We start from the raw sequence: 24,931 nt of genomic DNA on the forward strand, positions 1-24,931 counted from the left end.
TGCTTGCGCCATAATGATAAAAGAAGGAGCATAAAACTTCTGATCTTAAATCTTCCATGCTGTTATGGCTTGTCCATCCTCAAAATCTCTACAAGCGGATGCTCTTCACACATGACTAACTGTGCCAACCTGAATTGAGCTAGACTTTTGCACAACGTCGGTTTACTTTGTATTGAACCTATTCAAAATTGTTAAACAAAAATTGCCTTGTGAGTACAATCCAGCAAAATGAAGTGATTCTGATTCAAAACCGACAAGGTGCGGATCATTCCCTCAGTCTTAGGATATCTAAAATATCACTGAGAGTATAAACAGCGGGGTGGATTTAAAACACACTGTGTGGAGCTGCGTCAGCAAATTAACGCGCTTTTTGGAGGGGAAGTGAAGAAAGTAAATCAAATTCAGGAATATTTTAACTGGATATTCTATTTGAAATGGGCATTGGGGAGCCAAGGCTTTGGGCGACTCTGCCGACTTTTCTTACTGCTCTTAAGCAAGGTACGCACAGCATCTGCTGTCGGAGAAGTTAATGGCTCCATTGGGCATGAGATGCAAAGGGAAAGGACTTTCAGTAACTTTTCCCATACTTTCATAGTACCCATTACCCATTACTTAGTCCCTTATTAAGGGCAACTTCTTCCTTGTGAAAATTGCTCGTTCCAGCCAAACTTAATGGCTGCTTTTGCCCACAGATGTAAATCACAAGTGTGTAAAAAACAGTTCCCAAACAGCCAAGGGCACTGGCTAGCAGTGGGAAGCGTCAAACAGCAGTGTCCAAGGGAAAATTTAACCAGGTTGACAAAGGTAGAGGCATGACTAAAGAAACATATATGGAACCCGCCTTTCTGTTACCCGACTTGATTGAAATCCAGCGATCGAGCTTTCGCTGGTTTTTAGAAGAAGGGCTGATAGAAGAACTTAACTCCTTTAGTCCTATTACAGATTATACGGGTAAATTAGAACTGCACTTTTTGGGTCATAATTACAAACTCAAGGAGCCAAAGTACAGCGTCGAAGAAGCGAAGCGGCGGGATAGTACTTATGCTGTCCAAATGTATGTTCCTACACGTCTAATTAATAAAGAAACCGGGGAAATCAAAGAGCAAGAGGTATTCATTGGGGATTTGCCTTTGATGACCGATCGCGGCACGTTTATTATTAACGGAGCCGAGCGGGTAATTGTCAACCAAATAGTGCGATCGCCAGGGGTTTATTACAAATCAGAAATCGACAAAAACGGGCGACGTACTTATTCAGCTAGCTTAATTCCCAACCGGGGAGCATGGCTGAAATTTGAAACAGACCGTAACGATTTGGTGTGGGTACGCATCGACAAAACCCGCAAACTTTCAGCGCAGGTACTTCTAAAAGCTTTAGGGTTATCAGACAACGAAATCTTTGACGCTTTACGCCACCCCGAATATTTCCAAAAAACCATCGAAAAAGAAGGGCAATTCTCTGAAGAAGAAGCCCTGATGGAGTTATATCGGAAACTGCGTCCTGGTGAACCACCCACGGTCTTAGGTGGGCAACAACTGCTAGACTCTCGTTTCTTTGACCCGAAACGTTATGACCTTGGTCGCGTTGGACGGTACAAACTCAACAAGAAATTGCGCCTTTCAGTCCCAGACACCATGCGGGTGTTGACGGCTGGCGATATTTTGGCAGCCGTAGATTACCTAATTAATCTAGAATATGACATCGGTAACATCGATGACATTGACCACTTAGGCAACCGCCGAGTGAGAAGCGTTGGTGAATTGCTGCAAAACCAAGTAAGAGTAGGCTTAAACCGCCTAGAGAGAATCATTCGGGAACGGATGACCGTATCCGATGCTGAAGTGCTAACCCCCGCTTCCTTAGTGAACCCCAAACCACTGGTAGCAGCAATTAAAGAATTCTTTGGTTCTAGCCAATTAAGTCAGTTCATGGATCAAACCAATCCTCTCGCAGAACTGACCCACAAACGCCGTCTGAGCGCCCTTGGTCCTGGTGGTTTAACCCGCGAACGCGCTGGGTTTGCTGTGCGAGATATTCATCCTAGTCACTATGGACGCATTTGCCCCATTGAGACACCAGAAGGCCCCAACGCTGGATTGATTGGCTCTTTAGCAACCCATGCGCGGGTTAACCTGTACGGCTTCCTCGAAACACCATTTAGACCTGTAGAAAATGGGCGAGTTAGATTTGATCTACCTCCAGCCTACATGACAGCTGATGAAGAAGACGACCTACGGGTTGCTCCTGGAGATATTCCTGTAGATGAAACTGGGCACATTATTGGACCGCAAGTGCCAGTCCGGTATCGCCAAGAATTTTCCACCACAACACCAGAACAGGTGGATTACGTAGCAGTATCTCCTGTACAGATTGTATCGGTAGCTACTAGCATGATTCCATTCTTGGAGCATGATGACGCTAACCGAGCATTGATGGGATCGAACATGCAACGGCAAGCAGTCCCCCTGCTCAAACCAGAGCGTCCTTTAGTGGGTACTGGTTTGGAAGCGCAAGGAGCAAGAGACTCCGGGATGGTGATTGTATCGCGTACCGATGGTGATGTCACTTATGTGGACGCTACAGAAATTCGCGTTCGTCCTAAACCTAATACCCCAGAAATTAAGTACACCCTTTCCAAGTACCAACGCTCAAACCAAGACACTTGTTTAAATCAGAAACCTCTCGTCCGTATTGGTGAACGAGTTGTTGCTGGTCAGGTGCTGGCTGATGGCTCCTCCACCGAAGGCGGTGAATTGGCGCTAGGACAAAATATCGTTGTTGCCTACATGCCTTGGGAAGGCTACAACTACGAAGATGCGATTTTAATCTCTGAAAGATTAGTACAGGATGATGTCTACACCTCAATTCACATCGAAAAATATGAAATTGAAGCTAGACAAACAAAACTGGGGCCAGAAGAAATTACCAGAGAAATTCCCAACGTCGGGGAAGATGCCTTGCGTCAGTTGGATGAACAGGGAATCATTCGCATTGGGGCGTGGGTAGAAGCTGGTGACATCTTGGTAGGAAAAGTCACACCCAAAGGTGAATCTGACCAACCGCCAGAAGAAAAACTGTTGCGAGCTATATTCGGTGAAAAAGCGCGCGATGTGCGGGACAATTCCCTGCGAGTGCCAAATGGTGAAAAAGGTCGCGTAGTTGATGTACGCTTGTTTACTCGCGAACAAGGCGATGAACTGCCACCAGGAGCCAATATGGTAGTTCGGGTGTATGTTGCGCAAAAACGCAAAATCCAAGTTGGGGACAAAATGGCAGGACGCCACGGTAATAAAGGGATTATTTCTCGGATATTACCGGCGGAAGATATGCCTTATTTGCCCGATGGTTCACCAGTGGACATTGTGCTTAACCCCTTGGGTGTACCTAGTCGGATGAACGTCGGACAAGTATTTGAATGCCTCTTGGGTTGGGCTGGTCAGACCTTGGGAGTACGATTTAAGATTACTCCCTTTGATGAAATGTACGGTGAAGAGTCATCTCGCCGAATCGTGCATGGCAAATTGCAAGAAGCACGAGACGAAACAGGGAAAGATTGGGTATATAACCCCGATAATCCAGGCAAAATCATGGTATATGACGGTCGTACAGGCGAACCCTTTGACCGAGCAATTACCATCGGTGTAGCTTATATGCTGAAACTGGTGCATTTGGTGGATGATAAGATTCACGCCCGTTCTACAGGCCCATACTCACTGGTGACTCAGCAACCCTTGGGTGGTAAAGCGCAACAAGGTGGTCAGCGGTTTGGAGAAATGGAAGTGTGGGCATTGGAAGCCTTTGGTGCTGCTTACACTTTACAGGAATTGCTCACAGTTAAATCTGACGATATGCAAGGACGGAATGAAGCGTTAAATGCGATCGTTAAAGGTAAGGCAATTCCTAGACCTGGAACTCCAGAATCCTTTAAAGTGCTAATGCGCGAGTTGCAATCATTGGGATTAGATATTGCCGTACACAAGGTAGAAACCCAAGCAGACGGCAGTTCCCTAGATGTGGAAGTCGATTTGATGGCTGACCAATCAGCCCGTCGCACACCTCCTCGACCTACATACGAATCTCTCTCCCGCGAATCGCTGGATGATGACGAATAAGGAGTGCTGAGTGCTAAATGCTAAACACTGAGTCTTAAAAACTCAGTAATTGGCATTTAGCACTTATAAATCTCTTTATTCAAACCTTAAAACTAAAATATACTCAAAACTCGGAACTCAGCACTTAAGTATGAGACCTGCCCAAACTAATCAGTTTGACTACGTAAAAATCGGCTTGGCTTCTCCTGAACGCATTCGTCAGTGGGGCGAGAGAACATTGCCCAATGGTCAAGTAGTCGGTGAAGTTACCAAGCCAGAGACGATTAACTACCGAACTCTTAAGCCAGAGATGGATGGCTTATTTTGTGAGCGGATCTTTGGTCCCGCAAAAGATTGGGAATGCCATTGTGGCAAGTATAAAAGAGTCCGTCATAGAGGTATTGTCTGTGAGCGCTGTGGTGTAGAAGTCACCGAGTCACGGGTGCGTCGCCACCGTATGGGCTATATTAAACTCGCCGCACCAGTAGCTCACGTCTGGTATCTCAAAGGCATTCCTAGCTATATTTCCATCCTGTTGGATATGCCCTTACGGGATGTCGAGCAGATTGTCTATTTCAACTCTTATGTTGTCCTGAGTGCAGGTAATGCTGAAACTTTAACTTATAAACAGCTACTGAGTGAAGACCAGTGGTTGGAAATAGAAGACCAAATTTATAGCGAAGATTCTGTGCTGCAAGGCGTAGAGGTAGGGATTGGGGCTGAAGCGCTGTTGCGTTTGCTTGCCGATATCAATTTGGAACAAGAAGCCGAAAGCCTACGCGAAGAAATTGGCAACGCCAAGGGACAAAAGAGAGCCAAGCTGATTAAGCGACTACGGGTGATTGACAACTTCATCGCCACTGGTTCCAAACCAGAGTGGATGGTAATGGCAGTCATTCCCGTGATTCCGCCCGACTTGCGCCCAATGGTGCAACTAGATGGCGGACGGTTTGCCACTAGCGATTTAAATGATTTGTATCGGCGGGTAATTAACCGCAACAATCGTTTAGCACGCTTGCAAGAAATTTTGGCACCAGAGATTATTGTGCGGAACGAAAAGCGGATGCTGCAAGAAGCAGTGGATGCTTTGATTGACAATGGTCGTCGGGGACGCACTGTGGTAGGGGCAAATAACCGACCCCTAAAATCTTTGTCCGACATTATTGAAGGTAAGCAAGGACGTTTCCGACAAAACTTGTTAGGTAAACGGGTTGATTACTCTGGACGTTCGGTTATTGTGGTGGGGCCAAAGCTGAAAATTCACCAGTGTGGTTTGCCTAGAGAAATGGCAATTGAGCTATTTCAACCATTTGTAATTAACCGCCTGATTCGTAGCGGTATGGTAAATAACATCAAAGCTGCGAAAAAGCTGATATCCCGCAATGATCCCAGCGTTTGGGATGTGCTGGAAGAGGTGATTGAAGGACACCCTGTAATGCTAAATCGGGCACCAACGTTGCACCGCTTGGGTATTCAGTCTTTTGAACCGATTTTAGTAGAAGGTAGAGCGATTCAACTGCATCCTCTGGTGTGCCCAGCGTTTAACGCCGACTTTGATGGCGACCAAATGGCGGTACACGTCCCTCTGTCGTTAGAAAGTCAGGCTGAAGCGCGGTTGTTGATGTTGGCTTCTAACAATATTTTGTCACCAGCCACAGGTAAACCGATCATCACACCTAGCCAAGATATGGTTTTGGGAGCCTATTACTTAACAGCAGAAAATCCCGGTGCGACAAAAGGCGCAGGAAAGTACTTTTCTTCGCTAGAGGATGTAATTATGGCTTTCCAGCAAGAGCAAATTGACTTGCACGCCTATATTTACGTGCGATTTGACGGTGAAATAGAATCAGACCAACCGGATACGGAACCCGTGAAAGTGACGGAAAACGAGGATGGTACCCGCACATTACTCTATAAGTTCCGTCGAGTCAGACAAGACGCTAAAGGCAATGTACTTTCCCAGTATATATACACAACTCCTGGTCGCGTTATTTACAACAATGCTATTCAGGAAGCACTAGCAAGTTAATTCGTAATTTCTAATGACGCTCGCGGACTCGCTCTAAGCGAAGCCATGCCGTTGGCGCAGCCTATCGTAGAGAAGGCTTTACGCTGCGCTAACGTAATTTGTAATTATTGAATAATTAATTACGAATTACAAACTACGAATTACGACTTATTAATTATTGATGACTCAGGACTAATGACTAATGACTAACGAAAAAATGATTTTTCGCAATCGGGTAGTTGACAAAGGTCAACTGAGAAATTTAATTTCTTGGGCCTTTACCTATTATGGTACGGCGCGAACCGCAGTAATGGCGGACAAACTGAAAGATTTGGGATTTCGCTACGCTACCAAAGCAGGGGTTTCCATCAGTGTAGATGACTTGATGGTACCACCAACTAAGCGATTGCTCTTAGAAGCAGCCGAAGAAGAAATTCGGGCTACTGAAACCCGTTACCAACGAGGAGAAATCACGGAAGTAGAACGCTTCCAAAAGGTAATCGATACCTGGAACGGTACTAGTGAAGCTTTGAAAGATGAAGTAGTCGTTCACTTCAAAAAGACTAATCCCCTAAACTCCGTATATATGATGGCATTCTCCGGTGCACGGGGTAACATCTCTCAAGTGCGGCAATTGGTAGGGATGCGGGGACTGATGGCAGATCCTCAAGGGGAAATTATCGATTTGCCCATCAAAACCAATTTCCGTGAGGGATTAACTGTAACGGAATACATTATTTCGTCTTACGGTGCCAGAAAAGGATTGGTGGATACAGCCTTACGGACGGCTGACTCTGGTTATCTCACCCGCCGATTGGTGGATGTATCCCAGGATGTTATTATTCGGGAATTTGACTGCGGCACCACTAGAGGTCTTAGCATTCGACCAATGACAGAAGGGGCCAAAACCTTGATTCCTCTAGCAACTCGCTTGATGGGACGGGTGATTGGCGAAGATGTGCTGCATCCGGTAACAAAAGAAGTGATTGCAGCACGCAATTCCCCAATTCCTGAGGATTTGGCGAAGAAAATTGAAAAATCTGGGGTGGGAGAAGTTGTGGTGCGATCGCCACTAACTTGTGAAGCGGCACGCTCTGTCTGTCAGCACTGCTACGGCTGGAGTTTGGCACACGCCAAGATGGTAGATTTGGGTGAAGCTGTGGGGATTATTGCCGCCCAAAGTATCGGCGAACCTGGTACCCAGCTAACCATGCGGACATTCCACACAGGTGGGGTGTTTACTGGAGAAGTGGCGCAACAAGTGCGTTCCAAAATCGATGGTACTGTCAAGCTTCCTCGCAAACTGAAGACCAGAACATATCGTACTCGCCACGGGGAAGATGCCCTCTATGTTGAGGCTAATGGCATCATGCTTTTGGAGCCAACAAAAGTAGGTGATGTTACCCCAGAGAACCAAGAGGTTCATCTTACCCAAGGTTCAACACTATATGTATTTGATGGAAATAAGGTAAAACAAGGTCAGTTGTTAGCAGAGGTTGCCCTTGGTGGACGCACAACTCGGACTAATACAGAAAAAGCAGTTAAAGATGTTGCTTCTGACTTAGCAGGGGAAGTGCAATTTGCCGAAGTTGTTCCAGAACAAAAAACTGACCGTCAAGGCAACACTACAACCACAGCCGCACGCGGTGGCTTGATTTGGATTTTGTCTGGGGAAGTTTACAACTTGCCGCCAGGGGCCGAATTGGTGGTGAAAAATGGTGATGCGATCGCTGCTAATGGAGTTTTAGCAGAAACCAAATTAGCCAGTTTACATGGCGGTGTGGTGCGTTTGCCAGAAGCTACCCCAGGTAAGAGTACCAGGGAAATTGAGATTATCACCGCTTCTGTGGTCTTAGACCAGGCAACGGTGACAGTTCAAAGTTCTCAAGGACGTAATAACTACTTAGTTTCTACTGGCAACAACCAAGTATTTAACCTCCGAGCAACACCAGGCACAAAAGTGCAAAATGGTCAAGTAGTAGCTGAGTTAATTGATGACCGCTATCGCACAACCACTGGTGGATTCCTGAAATTTGCTGGTGTAGAAGTCCAGAAAAAAGGCAAAGCCAAGCTGGGTTATGAAGTCGTGCAGGGCGGTACCCTGTTGTGGATTCCTGAAGAAAGCCACGAAGTTAATAAAGATATCTCCTTACTGTTGGTGGAAGACGGTCAGTTTGTGGAAGCTGGCACCGAAGTGGTGAAGGATATCTTCTGCCAAAACAGTGGTGTGGTAGAAGTGACCCAGAAAAACGACATCCTGCGGGAAGTTGTAGTGAAGCCAGGGGAACTACTGATGGTGGACGATCCCGAATCAGTCATCGGGCGAGATAACACCTTCATCCAACCAGGTGAGGAATTCCAAGGTAATGTTGCCACGGAATTACGTTATATCCAGTATGTGGAGACACCAGAAGGCCCAGCCCTGTTGAGTCGTCCAGTGGTTGAGTTTGCTGTCCCTGATAATCCAGATGTGCCATCAACGACATCGGTAAGTCAACAAACCGGGCGATCGATTCAATTAAGAGCGGTGCAGCGACTACCTTATAAAGATTCAGAACGCGTCAAATCTGTTGAAGGTGTGGAACTGCTACGAACCCAGCTAGTACTGGAAATTGAGCAAGAAGGAGAACAAGACCATAATGCTTCACCTCTTGCAGCAGATATTGAATTAGTAGAGGATACCGAAGACCCAGAAGTTCAACGTTTACAACTGGTGATTTTGGAATCTTTGGTAATTCGTCGAGACATTACCGCCGATGCCACCCAAGGTAGTACCCAGACGACACTTGAGGTACACGATGGGCTAACCATCGCCCCAGGGTCTGTAGTCGCACGTACCCAAATCTTGTGTAAAGAAGGCGGGGAAGTACGGGGTGTTCAAAAAGGAACCGAAAACGTGCGTCGCTGTTTGGTGTTGCGTGATGTTGATAGGCTCACCATTAATACTAGTACCCAACCCAAGGTAAAAGTGGGTGACTTGTTAGTAGAAGGTACAGAAGTTGCTCCTGGAGTTTTTGCCCCAGAATCAGGGCAAGTAGTGGATGTTAAAAGTGTCGCTGCTGCATCTGGTGGGGAATCAGCTTTAAGTACTAAAAACTACGTTATTACTACCCGTATCGGTCGCCCTTATCGAGTCAGCCCTGGTGCTGTGTTGCAGATAGAAGACGGCGATTTGGTACAACGGGGTGATAACTTGGTGTTGCTGGTGTTTGAACGCGCCAAAACCGGAGATATCATTCAAGGTTTGCCCCGGATTGAGGAACTACTTGAAGCTCGTAAACCGAAAGAAGCGTGCATCTTATGTCGGCGGGGCGGAGAAGTTAAGGTAGTTTACGGTGATGGTGATGAAGCGATCGCCATCAAGGTCGTAGAATCAAATGGCGTGGTGACAGATTATCCTCTGGGGCCAGGACAAAACTTGATTGTGCCAGATGGCTCAATAGTATTAGCGGGACAACCGTTAACTGATGGCCCATCTAATCCCCACGAAATTTTGGAAATCTTCTTTAGCCTGGGTTCCGAAGATGGAATCTATGCTTGTGCTAGCCTTGCTTTACAAAAGGTACAGACTTTCTTGGTGAATGAAGTGCAAATGGTGTATCAGTCTCAAGGGATTGATATTTCCGATAAGCACATTGAAGTGATTGTTCGCCAGATGACCAACAAAGTCAGGATTGATGATGGTGGTGACACCACAATGCTTCCTGGCGAATTGGTGGAACTGCGCCAAGTCGAGCAGGTGAACGAAGCTATGGCAATTACAGGCGGTGCTAGGGCACAGTACACTCCAGTATTATTGGGGATCACTAAAGCATCGTTGAACACCGACAGCTTTATTTCCGCCGCGTCCTTCCAAGAGACAACACGGGTACTCACCGAAGCAGCTATCGAAGGCAAATCTGACTGGCTGCGCGGATTAAAGGAAAACGTGATTATCGGGCGATTGATTCCGGCTGGTACTGGATACAATACTTATGAAGAACCAGGAGCGATCGATGACTATGCTGCTGAAATTACCAGTAGTGTGTTAGATGAAGTTGATGATCCCCTAGATATGGTCTTAGACGATCGCACAGCTCGCACCTATAATTTAGATTCTCCTACTCTTGGGGAATCTGGCTTTGGTAGCAGACGTGCAGAAAGATCCATTCTAGATGAAGAAGATGAATTAATTGCTGACGAAGTAGTAGACGACGACGATTACGAGGAAGAAGAGGAAGACGACGAAGATGATTTCGACGACGAATAGAGACTTGAAATTTGGCGTCTAAAAGATAATATCGAGTCTGCCTAATTACCAGTAATCAAACTACCTCACCTGTTCTAGCGCACCCCTTGCCAAGGGGCGCGCTAGTTCCAGTTTTAACCCTAAACAGCAAGTCGTTATATTCAATTAAAATAAGCGATCGCAATCAATAGACTGAAATTTTCTTTTTCACAGAGTCTAGTTATTTACATCGCTTAAAATCTTGTATTTAGTACTCTTGAGAAGAATTTAGCTATTAGCTTGAGAATTTCTTTACAACCGGGATAGCAACGAAGTGATTAATTGAAAAGATGTTGGTAATCACAACCCTAGAAAAAGAGGGGATTAAGCATTAGCTGTTATTTTGAATTTCGTCTAACTTGGCACGCACTGCCTGGATATCCTGCCACATCAACCATTTCGGTGCACCTCTTTCCTTAGAAGGGTTACGTAGCAAGTAGGAAGGATGAAAAATTGGCATACATAAACGCCCTTCCCACTCCAGCCACTGCCCGCGGATTTTCGTAATCCCCCGTTTATCGCCAGTGATCCCTTTGACAGCAGTTGCACCGGTTAACAGAATTATTTTAGGGTCAACTAAGCGAATTTGTTCTAGTAGGTAGGGCAGACAAGCTGCCACTTCTATAGGAGTGGGAACTCTATTATCTGGTGGGCGACATTTATTGATATTCGCGATATATACATCATCCTCAGTAGTCAGATTCACCGATGCCAAAATTTTCTCCAGCAATTGTCCCGATCTGCCTACAAATGGTAAACCCGTTTCATCTTCATTTTGACCTGGCGCTTCTCCCACAACCATAATTGGTGCTTTGAGATTGCCACGTCCCACAACAGCATGAGTGCGAGTGTCTCCCAACGCACAACGGTGGCAGCGATCGCAATGCTGTGTCAACTCCGTTATGTCAGAATAAGTTCCGGGAGCGATCGAAATTTTCGCGTCTGTAGGAATCAGTTCTCGTTGATTAAAAGTTGAGTCGCCGAAGAGGCTGAGTTGGGTTTCGCTGCTCATGAAAATCAGGATTTTGGCATCAGCGCCAGCTGTTATATCTGATTTAAATAGCCGTCTGGCTGGATATCGATCAGAACAATAAACTTTTGCTGAATACTTAATTATTTATACAAATCTTATTGTATCAGTTAATTTGAGACAAAATTCAGTCATGATAAAAGCATTGCCGTCCTAAGATGCTGGGGGAAACCATGTCATATACCCCACTTTTCGCCGATCGTACCCATGCAGGTGAGTTATTGGCGCGAGTAATTCATGATGTTTTGACTCAGCAAACTATTGATTCTGGGGTAAAACCTGTACCAATTGTTTATGCTTTGCCAAGAGGGGGTATACCAGTAGCAGCACCAATAGCACGTCTTTTAGATTGTCCGTTGACAATTGTTGTCGCAAAAAAGATTAGCCATCCAGAAAATCCAGAGTTAGCAATTGGTGCAGTTACTACTTCTGGAAATGTTCTTTGGGTCGATCAAAAGCTATTTCGCTCTAAACATGATGTGCGGTGGCGAGAAATAGCTTTAAATAAAGCGATAAACCTTGCTAAGTCCCTTGAAGCTCAATTAATTCCTGCTTGCCCGCAAGTGAATTCAGAGAATGCTACGCTCATCTTAGTTGATGATGGCATTGCTACAGGTATGACAATAGCGGTAGCAGCAACTGCTATGAGAGCGCTTTCTCCAGCAGCAGTTTGGTTATGTACTCCATTAGCGCCACAAAAATTGCTACCCTGGTTAGAACAGTGGGGCGATCGCACAATAGTCTTGGAAACACCCGAACCCTTCTGGAGTGTGAGTAATTTTTACGCAGAATTTCCCCAAGTAGATACATTAGAAGTTCTCGTATATCTCCAACAAAAAAAAACAATTGGGGGAATTGATCTATGCGAGTAATTTTGAATTGTTTTCTGGTCTTGCTTTTTAACTATTTGAAGATGTTCCCTGCTGATATTGCATAGCTTTGGCATAATCACCCAAGGCGTAGCAAGCGACTTTCAGACTGGCAAGAGCTTGTTCTTCACTGCGACGATCTTTGATATTTCTAGCTAACAGCAAACGTTCTTCATAATACGTAATTGCTTTGTTATAGTCACCCAAAGCTTCACAAGCAACTCCTAAACTACTTAAAGACTGTTCTTCACTACGCTTGTCTTGAATTTCTTTGGCTAATTGCAACCGATCTTCATAATACTTAATGGCTTTGGTATAATCACCTAAAGCATAACAAGCATTGCCCAGATTCTTTAGCACCTGAGAAGCACTGCGAACATTTTTTAAAGAGCGTGCTAGTACTACACACTGCTCATAATAAGCGATCGCTTTTGGGTAATTGTTCAAAGCATACCAAGCATTACCTAAATTCTTGAGTACCTGTTCTTCGCCCCAATTATCTTTGAGTTCCCGCACAATCTCTAGACTTTGCTGTTGATACTCAATAGCCTGTGTAAAGTTACCTAAAGCTTTATACACTAATCCCAAATTATTGAGTGCCGCGACTTGGCTGCGTTTGTCTTGCAACTGTTGCGTTATTTTCAAACATTTTTCTAGAAACTCAATAGCCTTTTTATGATCGTTCAGATGACGGTATGCATTGCCTAAATGGGAAAATGCTTGCATCTGCAATGCTAAATCTGAGGTGTTATTGAGCAAAGACAGACACTGTTGGGAGTAAGATATAGCACCTTTGTAGTCTCCAGCGCTGTAAGTTACCAATCCTAAAAAAGAAAGTACCTGTGCCTGTTTTTCTAAATCGCCAACTGCCTGAAACAGCCCCAAGGATTGTTGTAAAGATTTCATAGCCGTTATTAATTCGCCGGCTTGCTGCTGTTGAATTCCTTGCCTTAGTAGCTTGGACGCTTCTGACAAATGGTCATCATTTTCTTGTAGAGGTATTATTTCTGCTTGTGAACCAGAGTCAAATTCATGGGTAATTGTATTACGCTTCACTGGTTTTAGGTATGTTATGGGTAATTGCAAGGGAACTGTATTTTTCGATCTGGTTATTCCATTCGCCTTTAGACATCAACTCCTTCCTGTGAAGTCTAGTGCTAAATTTAGTGTTCCCAAAACCAGGATACATCTTTCACCAGTCTGGTTTACCACAGCGTCAGTTTAGTAGAGGTGAGAGTTTATATAGCGATCGCTATATAATTTTAATCGAGGTTTTTAGATTACCACTCATGAAGAGTGATAACTCTATAGCAGTTTTAGATTATTTGCGATCGTCTGCATTTCTTATCTATTCATATTTTCTAAGTGTGGATTATTTAGATTAACAAACTATTTTTCCAACTCATATAGGATTTAGGGTAAGCGCATCTCAAACGCTATTGATATGTGGGTTGAGAGTATATCATCATGTCGGGATAAGCAAGCAGCAAGAATAGTCATGCATATAGTTATTATCCATAGCAGATCGAGAAAGATTTTTGGCGATTACTACGTTTGAAAGTTTGTGTACCCATCGTACCAATGGTAATAATACATCCTGCTATATCTAATAGTTAGAATAGTGCAGAAATTGCTGTAATTTCATTCGATTTATTTGCCACCTTAACTTGCCATAGGAGATTTTGAGGGTTTCTCGTAAAATCGGTAGCAATGATAAATCAATATTGTCAAAAATCCAGGGCATTATTTAAAACTCTATAAATATTTCGTACATCTGTTATATAAGTAAAAAACTTTTCCAGCCAGATAGGGGCAATTCATGAATTGCCCCTACCGTAAAATCAGCTATTGTTTGCGTCTGGAACAAAACAAGGCGGGGAAAGATTTGATGTTCAATCCCCAGACACAGGAAACGATGTAATGATCAAATTATTGCAATTGGTGAAGAGTGAGTAGAAATAGCGATCGCTAATATTCTCATAAAAATAACCCCTATAACAGGGGTTATTTTTAGATAATACTGTTGATAAGTAGACTAAACCACAGCAGATACTTGCTGTTTAAAGAAAGCTTGCAACACTTTCTCTGCTATTTGATGACTAGTTAAACCTAGTTCTGTCTTAGATTCATTGGGTTCAGCATGATCTACCAATACATCTGGTACACCAAATCGCTTGACAGGAACAAGAATATCTGCATCTAGTAAAGCTTCCGCGATCGCAGAACCAAAGCCACCCATTACACAGCCTTCTTCTAAGGTGACAACACGGCCGATTTTCTTCGCTAAAGGTAAAATCAACTCGGTATCCAAAGGCTTAACGAAACGGGCATTAATTACAGTTGCTTCAATGCCATGTTCGCTGAGAATTTCAGCAGCTTGCATTCCTGGATAAACCATTGTGCCATAAGCAACAATTAACACATCATCGCCTGTACGCAGAATCTCGCCTTTGCCGATTTCCAAAGGTTCCCAACCTTCCTCCATCAAGGGAACACCGTAACCATTACCACGAGGATAACGCATTGCAATCGGCCCACTGGTATGCTCAACACCAGTTACTACCATGCTTTGCAGTTCTGCCTCGTCTTTGGGGGCCATAATTACCATGTTAGGAATGCAACGCAGATAGGCAATATCATACATACCTTGGTGGGTGGGGCCATCAGATCCGACGATTCCCGCCCGATCCAAGCAGAAGAATACTGGCAGGTTTTGGATGCAGACATCATGAATTATCTGGTCGTAGGCGCGTTGCAGGAAGGTGGAATAAATAGCCGCAACGGGGCGCATCCCTTCAGTTGCAAGTCCTGCTGCTAGAGTAATTGCGTGTTGTTCCGCAATGCCGACATCTATATATTGATTCGGCAGTTTTGCTTGAAGTTTATCTAAACCTGTCCCTGTTGCCATAGCCGCAGTAATGCCGACGATTTTGGGGTTTTGTTCGGCAAGTTTTACCAGAGTGTGAGAAAAGACTTTGGCATAAGCCGGGGGTTTGGGTTTATTAGAAGGAATGGCTTTGCCAGTTGCGACGTTGAAGGGGCTTTGAGCGTGGTAGCCAACTTGATCTAGTTCGGCAATTTCATAACCTTTGCCTTTCACTGTTGCCACATGTACCAAAACTGGGCCTGGTATCTGATGTGCTTGTTGAAAGGTAGCAATCAATTCTTCAAGATTATGCCCATCCACTGGCCCAATGTAGGTAAAGCCGAGTTCTTCAAAAACTGCACCTACCTTCGGAACAGCCAAGCGCTTCATACCTTCTTTGATGCGTCCGAGTTCGGGTGACAGGGATTCACCCACGAAGGGAATTTGCTTAAACTGTTCCTCAAGATTATCTTTAATAAATTGCACCGGTTGGCTGAGGCGCATTTTGTTGAGATAGCGAGGAATCGCGCCGACGTTGCGAGATATGGACATGTCGTTGTCGTTGAGAACAACCAACAGGTTAGTCTTCGGCATGTGTCCCGCATGGTTGATCGCTTCTAAAGCCATACCGCCAGTCAGTGCCCCATCCCCAATCACAGCAACGGCTTTAAATTTTTCCCCTTTCAAGTCTCGTGCTAAAGCCATGCCCAATGCGGCTGAAATACTTGTAGAAGCGTGTCCAGCCCCAAAGTGGTCAAACTTGTTCTCACCCCGTTTCAAATAGCCCGCAACTCCGTCCTTTTGTCTGAGGGTGTGGAAGCGATCGTAACGTCCTGTAAGCAGTTTGTGGGGATAAGCCTGGTGTCCTACATCCCAAATCACTTTATCCCGATCTAAGTCCAGTGTTTGGTAAAGTCCTAGTGTTAATTCGACAACACCCAACCCTGGCCCCAAGTGTCCACCATTAACTGCTACTGTTTGAAGATGCTTATCTCGAATCTGACGGGCAATCTGTTGCAGTTGGCGAACAGATAAACCGTGCAACTGATTAGGATGGGTGATTTCGCTCAGATGCATATTATAAGGTTTTCCTCTCTAACTTCGAGTCTCGGTATTTTGATTTTCCCACGGTCGGGTTGTCCACAGAATCAAACTCTTACATTGTTACTAAGTTGTAGTGGAAAGTATAACTTCTTAATTGATAATGGGGAAAAATTTGTTAACCATTAACAATTCGTCAAATTAAATTGCAATCAGTTAATGTTATAACACATTTGGCAATAAGTAATGCTACTTAAAAATTGTTTTTCGTCCGTATAGAAAAACAATTTTCCTAGGAGTAGTTTGCGGTAGTTCCCTAAGCAGATTACTCAATTTTGCTATCTTAAGTTAGTACAAAAGAAAGTAAAATATTTTATTTATAACTATATATCTAGCATAATTGCTGGTAAATATTTAACAATAGTTTCTTCTCTTGTGCGGTGACAATAGCTAATTTTATCAGCGATCGCAAGTTCCTATAGCTAGGAAAATATGTATCTAAAGCTACTCGATTATTTTATTTAAATATCATGTCTGGGAATTAGTAAATTTTAATTATAATTCCCTATAGTGAAACAGAGCTAGCTGTGTTGCCATACCATAATGGTTAACTACCTGTAAATTGCTGTAATAATATTGATGTAACCTGAGACTTTTCAAAATTATTCGTAAACAACAATATTTCCGACTTCTTTAAGAAGTCGGAAATTTAAAGCTTTCGATTTTTACAAATCCAATAGGATTGCTATATCTATATCTCTATTTACTAAAAGCATCTTTGATGTTATCAACAGTACGTTCAACAACATTCTTGGTGTTGTCTACTGCTTCTTTAGTCCGAGATGCATCTTCATTTGCTCTTCTCTGAATTGTAGCAGCATCTTTCTTGGCTTTGCGTTCAATAAAGCTACCATTGTCTGTTGCTTGGTCAACTTTATTGGCATTGCTCTTGGCAGCTTGCTTAACTTTATCTGCCGCATTATCAATGAAATTTTTGGTTCGTCCAGCATCTCTACTAGCTTTTTCTTGAGCGCGATCGCCTGCGTCTGAGGATGCAATCAAGGTTGCAGCAGGATCGGCCATTGCTGAGGTGTTCGAGAAAAATGCACCTTGCCAAACGAAAGCGATCGCTAACATACAAAACAGCGCTGTGGCCATCCAACGTTTTACGGTGGAAAGCTGTTTTGCAACATAATTGGATTTCATACAATACAATCTCATGTGATTTAGTATACTATTTCTACTTCATTTAGCTTATTAGCCATATCGATCCCTAGATAGAAGTTCTGGCATCAATAGTTATGAAACGAATTCACTATTTTGATAGATTGAATTTTGAGTAAAGATTATTTTCTGATCGTCAAAGGTGGAATTAAACAGTTTACAGACTTTGGAAATGAGCGATGGAACCCAGGAAAAGTTAGCGATCGCCCTTCAGTTAATCAACTTGCGATCGCTTCCAGCAAGCGGTTACGCCATCGCGACTGACTTTTTACGATTGGGGCGTTTGCGTTCTGATTTTTTCTTCAGTCCAATATCTGATGAGTGCTACACCTACTACAAAGCCAATGCTGAGTTTCAATTAGAAATCCCTTGGAAGCGGGGTGCATAAATCATAGAAATAACATAACCCGCTACCTCGTCAACAACTTCCGGCGCAGATTATCCAACGCTGCATTCGCACTCACATGACGAATGAGAGCGCGTCCCCGCACAGTACCAAACTGATACTCAAAACTTGTCACTTCATCCTTTGGCCCGGCTAAACCAATGTAAACTAAACCCACTGGCTTTGTATCTGTCCCTCCAGTTGGGCCAGCAATTCCAGTAATACTCAGTCCCCAAGTTGTTGCAAGGTGGGTTTTGACTCCAACAGCCATTTGCTCTGCAACAGTAGCACTTACCGCCCCAAATTTATCTAAATCTTCCTGGTTAACCCCCAACAACCTAACCTTCACCGAATTGTCATAAGAAATTACTCCACCCCAAAAGTAATCAGAACTCCCAGAAATCTCAGTCAACATTTGCCCTAAACCGCCACCAGTGCAAGATTCTGCCACTGAAAGCGTTTCTTTTGATGCCCGCAACAACTGACCGACCACGGAAGCCAGGGTATCATTATTAACGCCGTAAAAATCCAGTCCGGCAATTTCTTTAAGTTGTTTTTCAATGGGCGCAATTAGGGCTTCTGCGGCTGCTTCTGAATTTGCTTTAGCAGAAACTCGCAATCTAACTTCCCCTTTACCTGCATAAGGGGCGACTGTAGGATTTGGCAACTTTAAATAGGAAGCAACCTTTTCCGCTAAAGCAGATTCACCAATACCCCAAAACTTTAAACTCCGGCTGTAAATAATTTCTTTACCCCAACCTTGACTTTTGAGAAATGGCACAGCTGTTTCTTCCCACATCGCGTGCATTTCACTGGGAACACCGGGAAAGGTAAAAATCGTGACTTCAGGACGGGGTTGCCAAATGATACCGGGTGCTGTTCCAGTGAGGTTGGGTAGAATTTCTGCACCTTGAGGAATCAAAGCCTGCTTGCGGTTACTTGGTGACATAACGCGATCGCGTTGGGCAAATTTCTGCGTTATGTCTTCGATAATGTCAGAACGTTCTACCAACGGGACTTTAAAAAAATCGGCGATGGTTTCACAGGTGAGATCGTCTGGTGTGGGGCCGAGTCCACCGGTGAAAATGAGAATTTGCGCTCTGGAAATAGCAATTTCTATAACTTGCTTCAACCGTTCTGGATTATCTCCAACCACTGTTTGATAGTAGTGGGGAATACCTAGTTGCGCTAATTGTTGCGCCAAAAATTGAGCATTGCCATTGAGGATATCTCCTAGCAATAGTTCAGTACCAACACAAATAATTTCTGCACTCATTGGAAGGAATAGTTAGGAGTTAAAAGTTAAAAGTTAGGAGTTAGGAGTTAGGAGTTAGGAGTTCAATATTTAAAACTCATCACTCCTAATTCTTAACTCCTAACTATCATGTCAGGCTAATGCTGGTACAGGAATTTCCAGATGAGGATATAAGGGGAAGCGATCGCACAATGCTGCTACCCGTTGCCGACAATCTTGGGTTACTACGTCGGAATCTGGAGAAAGTAGGCGATCGCTAATAATATTGGCAATCTCAGTAAATTCTGCTACTCCTAAGCCCCGTGTGGTCATTGCTGGCGAACCTAATCTCAGACCGCTGGTAACAAATGGCGACTGCGGATCGAAGGGAATAGTATTCTTGTTAGCAGTAATATTCACGGTACTGACTAGCCGATCTGCCTGCTTACCAGTTAGGCTTACAGAGCGTAAATCTACTAAGATTAAATGATTGTCAGTGCCGTTAGATACTAACTTTAAACCACGGTTTTGCAGTTGTTCGGCCAAAGTACGAGCATTTTCAATTACTTGGGCAGAATAAGTTTTAAACTCAGGCTTGAGGGCTTCTCCAAAAGCTACTGCCTTACCAGCAATAACGTGTTCCAATGGCCCGCCTTGGCTGCCAGGAAAAACAGACTTATCTAGCTTTTTACCTAGTTCTGCGTCGCCAGTCAAGATTAAACCGCCTCTAGGACCGCGTAGAGTCTTATGGGTAGTTGTTGTTACTACGTGACAGTGAGGAATGGGATCGGGATGAAGACCAGTGGCAACTAAACCAGCAATATGAGCAATATCGGCAAGTAAGTAAGCGCCGATTTCATCAGCAATACTACGGAACTTTTCAAAGTCAATTACACGGGGATAAGCGGAATAACCACAAATCAAGAGCTTAGGACGCTCCCTCAGCGCCAGCTCGCGAATTTGATCGTAGTCAAGTTGTTCTGTTTGTTGACTGACACCGTAATGACTAACTTGGAACCACTTACCTGAGAAATTTACAGGGGAACCGTGGGTAAGATGTCCCCCATGAGACAAATCCATCCCCATAATTTTGTCCCCTGGTTCTAGGAGTGTCAGGAACACAGCAAAATTGGCTTGTGCGCCAGAATGGGGTTGCACATTCGCATGAGCAGCACCAAATATCTGTTTAGCACGGTCGATCGCTAGTTGCTCAATTTTATCGATAAACTCACAACCGCCATAGTAGCGTTTACCAGGTAAACCCTCAGCATATTTATTTGTCAGTACCGAACCTTGAGCCGCCAGTACAGCAGCAGACGTAAAGTTTTCGCTAGCAATCAATTCCAAGTGATCTTGTTGACGCTGTAGTTCGTCGTTGATTAACCCTGCGATCGCCGGATCGCTGGAAGAAAGAAAGTCTGAATTAGTCCTAGTCACTTGAATTATCCTTATGGAAATTTGTACAACGGCTGATTTTGCTTGGACGCAGCACCTAAATATACAGTCAAGAGCAATGGTTTTTGACTGCTGTACAGAGGCAATTAATCGTCTCCGTACTCTGGAGGTTTATTTGTGCCAACTTATTTATTATTAGACCCAAGCTCGATTAATGCATTAATTATCATAACGTTGCTTTTTGAAATCCTCACCTTGCTGCGTGTTGTGAGGTCGTTAGACAGTATTCTTTATGAACCTATGTTAAATAATGCTTACTGCGTAGGCGTAGCCCGTCGGAGACATCGCTGCTCTGTGGAATGAACTTCAGAATGATTCGCGAACAACAAGAACCCCAACTTCTTGAATAAGTCGGGGTTCTGCGGGCTGCAATTCTCACAAATCAAAAAATCAAATAGGATTCATATAGCGATTTTGATAGTAAGCCAAAATCTGGTTAACTCGTTGCCGATTTTCTAAGCTAGAGTTTGGTGTCCACGAGAGGCTCAAGCCAGCAATTTGACTTTGATTGTAATCAAACTGTTGGGATGACTGGGGAATTAAATCCACTTCCACCCCTTCGACTTGACGTAAATGAGCTGCTATTTCTCTATAAACAGCTAAAGGCAAACCAGCGAACTCAACTTTTTCCTTAGTCTCCATCTTTATGAAGCTCCCACATTAAAGGTATTTTGGGGGGGCGTTGTCACTGAAATAGCATTGCCGGTAGCAGATGCAGCTGACGACGTTGATTTGACAGTCCCTTCCCCTACCATTTTGGCAACTTCAATACCATATTGTTCCAAAATCACGATGGGGTTGTAGCCCTGATTCATTTCAATACGTTTAATCAGCACGCCATTTGCTAATCGCTGTCCCGCCTGTACATACCTACTTGTCGGCTCATCCGGTACTTTGATAATTGCTTGTGGTTCTTTACTAATTAGAACTACACCAGTCACAATCACCGCCCTTGCTAACTCAGGCTGTGCTGGCGGTGGCAATACAGAGACTAAAGTGGGGTTGGGGACAACTTGAGGCAAAACTTTAGGCAACACTGAAGTCAAGGTAGGATTGAATTTTTTAGGATTGACTTTTTTTGGTAGAGAAGAAACGTTATTTTTGTTTGGATTTAAAGCGATGCTGCGTGTTGGAAGTTTTCGTACTGTTAGTGATGCAGTAGGTAGCTTAGGTAACACGGGAACTGGTCTTCCAGATGTTTTAGACATTCCGATAACAGTCTGCCCGAAAAGTTGTGCAAAAGGATCGCTTCGAGCTTTTGATACCACAAGTTCCCGTGTCCGCTCTGTAGCATTAGTAGATTGAATCAAGCTAACAGATGCAAGATTAACTTGTGAGACCTGTTTAGCCGGTATCACTGGATTCTTAAAGGATTGAGCCGCTGGTGGCGACTTTTTTGCTATTTTGGGAATTGGCACAGGATTGATGGCTTGTGGTGTATCTTCAGAAGCACATCCGGCGATAGCCAAAGTTAGAATAGCTGCAATTGTAATTTTTGAAGTTATGCCCATGAGCCTTTCTCAAAAGCCATTGGAAAATTGAAAAGTGGAAATAAACAATGCCTATAATTTAGATCAAAGGCAAAGTATGTTCCCTTTATAACCTAATTTTTTACATTTTAAGGGTTATTTTTAGCACTGTATACCCAGTATAACTGCGGTTTGTTTTTTGCAGTCAATCTTCTGCCACACCCATAAGCTCTTTCATCAAATCCAGTCCTTTCTTGACTCTACGGGAAACCGTTACTACACTGATGCCCAGATGTTCTGCAACTTGTTTTTGGGTCAAATCTTGCAAAAACACACATTCCAACACATCGCGGGTGCGTTTTTCTAGCTGAACCAACGCTTGTTGTAAGCGAAGTTGGTCTTCTTGTGCCAGTTGAAAGCTGCGATAGTGAGGATCTGGAACCAATTCTCCCAAGCAGGTAGAACCTTCTTCTCCATCTTGGATTGGCACATCAAGACTCAAGGGAGCGCGATTGACCCATGCTAATTTAATTTCTTGCCATTCGTTTGGAGAAATTTCCAGTGCTGCTGCTAATTCCGAATCGGTTGGTTGACGATTGTGTTTTTCACGCCAAGAACGTGATACTCCTATTGCTTGCTGTTGGAGTGCTAACCATCTCCGAGGAATTCGCACGGTGACACCTTTATCTCGGAGATAGTGTTGAATTTCACCCCGAATATAGGGAAGAGCGTAGGAACTGAAGGCATGTCCCTTGGAAATTTCAAATCTTTCAATAGCTCTGATTAAACCCAAACATCCAACTTGGAGCAAATCATCGTAGGTTTCATGACATTGATTTGTCCAATAGTGAGCTTCTTTTCTCACAAGTCCAAAATTGAGTTTTACCAGTTGATTGCGGGTATTTTCTGACGGAGATTGCTGATATTCTCGCAACAACTGCCAAATTTCGTGCTTTAGTTCATTGGTGACTGTGGTAGGCATAGCACCGGGTTTATTGAGCAAATAAAGAATCAATTATTCGCTTTTAAATTCAGCTGCGATCGCACGATATCAAATGAAATATTGCGCTATATTTCCTAGCAAATACTATGGTAGATAATAAAGACTTTTTATTAAAATTCCATAGCTTACTTGATAATCGAGCAAAATTTAAATGGGCGAAATCGTTATTTAGTTGGTTATTTATCTTTGGTATGACCTGTAGCTTTTTTAGAACCACATAGAAATAAAATATAAAATTAATCACTAAATATCAAACCGAGATTGTACTTAACTTGAATTAATTAATGATGAAGTTAATTTGGAGAAACGAAACAACAGTAGTTGAGCTTTTGTTTGACGAGCAAAAGTTAGATTTACAGTAAAATTACGTGCTCATCCCACTAAAATTTATCTAATAATTAAAAATTACTAATAATTTAAAAAAATCTTATGTATATTTACGCAGTCCAATAAAAAAAGGGCATCTCACCCTTTTTTGTACTTAAGTTTATAGTGTTTTAATGAAAGGGAAAAGGTTCAAGGGATGAATCAAGGATCCATAAGACTGAGGGATAAGAATTTTCCCAATTGTCAGAGCTATTTTGCCCCCAATTGTACTCAGATTTAACTTTTCCTCATTTTTGTAAAAAATCTATCTACCCTCTTTAAAGAAGAGGGTAGATAGGTTAACTTTTGCGATCAAGTCTGATATTTACAGAATTGTCGTTTTGATTGCTAGTCAGTTGCCTTACTTTCGAGGATTTAGCCACGAGTAGATTCAACCCGTCCATAAAATAGACCACGAATCTTGACTTCTTTAGGTTCGCCAGCACCTAAATCTGTATCAGATGGCTGTTCGCTCTCGAAAGTGCCAGCAATTTCACCGCTAGAACTGTCTATTTTGGCGATTTGCAAAGAAATCTTGCCATTAAGATTTTCAGCACGCTTGACGTTAGTGCGGGTAAGTTCTTCATCATCTGCTTGGGCGGGGAGAGCTACGGCATTATCGTAGCCACTGACGACACCACGACCTTTGGGATCTAGGAAGGCAGCACCACGATAGGAAGGAACTTTAAAGCTGCCTTCAAAGTCCGTAGAGGTGTTAATACTAGTCAAGCTAGGTTGGCTTTGAGCAACCAAATTTTTGATGGTGAAGAGGAAAGGTACTCGTTCACCACCAGGAAGTTGCACAGTGATAGCTTGGAAGTCAAGACCATCAGTTTCCGTAAAAGTCAGGCTATTATCTGCGTTGACTTTCAGATTACCTTGTACCTGGTCAATGGTGGAAGTGTATCTGGTCAACAATTTGCCAGCAACAAATTCTGCTTCTTGCCGTTTATTAGCAGGTTCTTCTTTAATGAAGAAGCTAGTTGGTTCCAAGCAAAGTTCTTTGATGGTATAAGACTGGCTAGAATCAATGGGAAGGGAACCACGGCTTGTTTCTGCTAGTTGGGGGCATTTGTTTGCCAAGCCAGTGCCGCGAATTTGATCGTAAGTGAGTACATCTCTACCACTACTGGTAGTAGGAGCATCACTACAAGCGGTTATTAGTCCCAGGCACAAAGCCAAGAATGCAACAATTAAAGCGCGATACCTCATGGTCAACCTCAATCTCAAAAATTAATATCTAAGTTGTAAAACTGCATCGAAGCTTTGATCTCTGATGAGAAGCCGCTACTCTGCGAAAAGCTACCTTTGTTCGGACACGGCTTTGCTCTGATTAAGAGAGTTGAAGCAAGTGTTCGGATGTCTAGTTGTCAGACGCGGCTCAAACTTTTCTCTGCTAAACGTAGTTAAACGTGTCGCTCTCTTGAGCTTGGGGTGTAGACCCCAGACTAGGTAGAACACTGCATCCATTTTGGATGTGTGTCATTCGGGGAGCAAAAAACCAGCAGTTTTACTGTTGGTGGCATTTGTTTAGAGTTGGGCAAGTGTATGAGTAAGCCTCACACAGAGAAGCATAAATGCTTGTACCTTGAAAAATGCGAACAGGGGTGTTTGCTTCGCACT

The 24,931-nt window shown here is 43.6% G+C and carries 14 protein-coding genes and 1 pseudogene; 5 read left to right on the forward strand and 10 right to left on the reverse strand.

What is annotated here, in order from left to right; translation table 11 throughout:
- Positions 1–812: 812 nt before the first annotated feature.
- The 3 genes from rpoB (at position 813) to ACM0OX_RS06740 (ending at position 10,348) form a co-directional block, all read left to right on the forward strand.
- Positions 813–4,112 (forward strand): DNA-directed RNA polymerase subunit beta, encoded by a 3,300-nt coding sequence (gene rpoB, locus ACM0OX_RS06730; protein ID WP_414514120.1) that lies wholly within the window; start codon positions 813–815, stop codon positions 4,110–4,112.
- Between the two features lie 130 nt (positions 4,113–4,242).
- Positions 4,243–6,120 (forward strand): DNA-directed RNA polymerase subunit gamma, encoded by a 1,878-nt coding sequence (locus ACM0OX_RS06735; protein ID WP_334769386.1) that lies wholly within the window; start codon positions 4,243–4,245, stop codon positions 6,118–6,120.
- Between the two features lie 181 nt (positions 6,121–6,301).
- Positions 6,302–10,348 (forward strand): DNA-directed RNA polymerase subunit beta'', encoded by a 4,047-nt coding sequence (locus tag ACM0OX_RS06740; RefSeq protein WP_414514122.1) that lies wholly within the window; start codon positions 6,302–6,304, stop codon positions 10,346–10,348.
- 349 nt (positions 10,349–10,697) lie between these two features.
- Here the strand turns inward: ACM0OX_RS06740 and ACM0OX_RS06745 are convergent, their stop codons facing one another.
- A complete protein-coding gene (locus tag ACM0OX_RS06745; RefSeq protein WP_414514124.1) occupies positions 10,698–11,378 on the reverse strand; it encodes a uracil-DNA glycosylase in 681 nt (226 codons plus the stop codon).
- Positions 11,379–11,569: 191 nt separating this feature from the next.
- On the opposite strand from ACM0OX_RS06745, the gene ACM0OX_RS06750 reads away from it, so the two are divergent.
- Entirely contained in the window at positions 11,570–12,268 is a 699-nt protein-coding gene (locus ACM0OX_RS06750; RefSeq protein ID WP_414514126.1) for a phosphoribosyltransferase, read from the forward strand.
- A 27-nt stretch (positions 12,269–12,295) separates the two neighbouring features.
- On the opposite strand, the pseudogene ACM0OX_RS06755 reads toward ACM0OX_RS06750, so the two are convergent.
- From ACM0OX_RS06755 to ACM0OX_RS06765, 3 genes and pseudogenes are all read right to left on the reverse strand, one after another.
- Positions 12,296–13,397 (reverse strand): annotated as a pseudogene (locus tag ACM0OX_RS06755) (tetratricopeptide repeat protein).
- Between the two features lie 903 nt (positions 13,398–14,300).
- The gene (gene dxs / locus ACM0OX_RS06760; RefSeq protein ID WP_414514127.1) at positions 14,301–16,208 is read right to left on the reverse strand and encodes a 1-deoxy-D-xylulose-5-phosphate synthase; all 1,908 of its coding nucleotides are present in this window, start codon (positions 16,206–16,208) and stop codon (positions 14,301–14,303) included.
- A gap of 723 nt (positions 16,209–16,931) precedes the next feature.
- Positions 16,932–17,378: a hypothetical protein gene (locus ACM0OX_RS06765; protein ID WP_414514129.1), complete on the reverse strand. Its 447-nt coding sequence runs from the start codon at positions 17,376–17,378 to the stop codon at positions 16,932–16,934.
- A 190-nt stretch (positions 17,379–17,568) separates the two neighbouring features.
- On the opposite strand from ACM0OX_RS06765, the gene ACM0OX_RS06770 reads away from it, so the two are divergent.
- Positions 17,569–17,784 carry a hypothetical protein gene (locus tag ACM0OX_RS06770; RefSeq protein WP_414514130.1) on the forward strand — a complete coding sequence of 72 codons (216 nt, stop codon included), beginning with the start codon at positions 17,569–17,571 and terminating at the stop codon, positions 17,782–17,784.
- 22 nt (positions 17,785–17,806) lie between these two features.
- On the opposite strand, the gene ACM0OX_RS06775 is transcribed toward ACM0OX_RS06770, so the two are convergent.
- From ACM0OX_RS06775 to ACM0OX_RS06800, 6 genes are all read right to left on the reverse strand, one after another.
- Entirely contained in the window at positions 17,807–19,057 is a 1,251-nt protein-coding gene (locus tag ACM0OX_RS06775; protein WP_414514132.1) for a competence/damage-inducible protein A, read from the reverse strand.
- Positions 19,058–19,168: 111 nt separating this feature from the next.
- Positions 19,169–20,452, reverse strand: a complete 1,284-nt coding sequence (gene glyA, locus ACM0OX_RS06780; RefSeq protein ID WP_414514134.1) for a serine hydroxymethyltransferase — start codon at positions 20,450–20,452, stop codon at positions 19,169–19,171.
- Positions 20,453–20,860: 408 nt separating this feature from the next.
- Positions 20,861–21,112 carry a hypothetical protein gene (locus ACM0OX_RS06785; protein ID WP_322666300.1) on the reverse strand — a complete coding sequence of 84 codons (252 nt, stop codon included), beginning with the start codon at positions 21,110–21,112 and terminating at the stop codon, positions 20,861–20,863.
- A 2-nt stretch (positions 21,113–21,114) separates the two neighbouring features.
- Positions 21,115–21,981 (reverse strand): hypothetical protein, encoded by an 867-nt coding sequence (locus ACM0OX_RS06790; RefSeq protein WP_414514135.1) that lies wholly within the window; start codon positions 21,979–21,981, stop codon positions 21,115–21,117.
- Positions 21,982–22,144: 163 nt separating this feature from the next.
- Positions 22,145–22,921: an RNA polymerase sigma factor SigF gene (locus tag ACM0OX_RS06795; protein WP_094350059.1), complete on the reverse strand. Its 777-nt coding sequence runs from the start codon at positions 22,919–22,921 to the stop codon at positions 22,145–22,147.
- Between the two features lie 762 nt (positions 22,922–23,683).
- Entirely contained in the window at positions 23,684–24,520 is an 837-nt protein-coding gene (locus ACM0OX_RS06800; RefSeq protein WP_289796673.1) for a photosystem II manganese-stabilizing polypeptide, read from the reverse strand.
- Positions 24,521–24,931 lie beyond the last annotated feature (411 nt).

The sequence above is a fragment of the Nostoc sp. PCC 9305 genome (assembly GCF_963920915.1).
In the GTDB taxonomy this organism is placed as follows: Bacteria; Cyanobacteriota; Cyanobacteriia; order Cyanobacteriales; family Nostocaceae; genus Nostoc.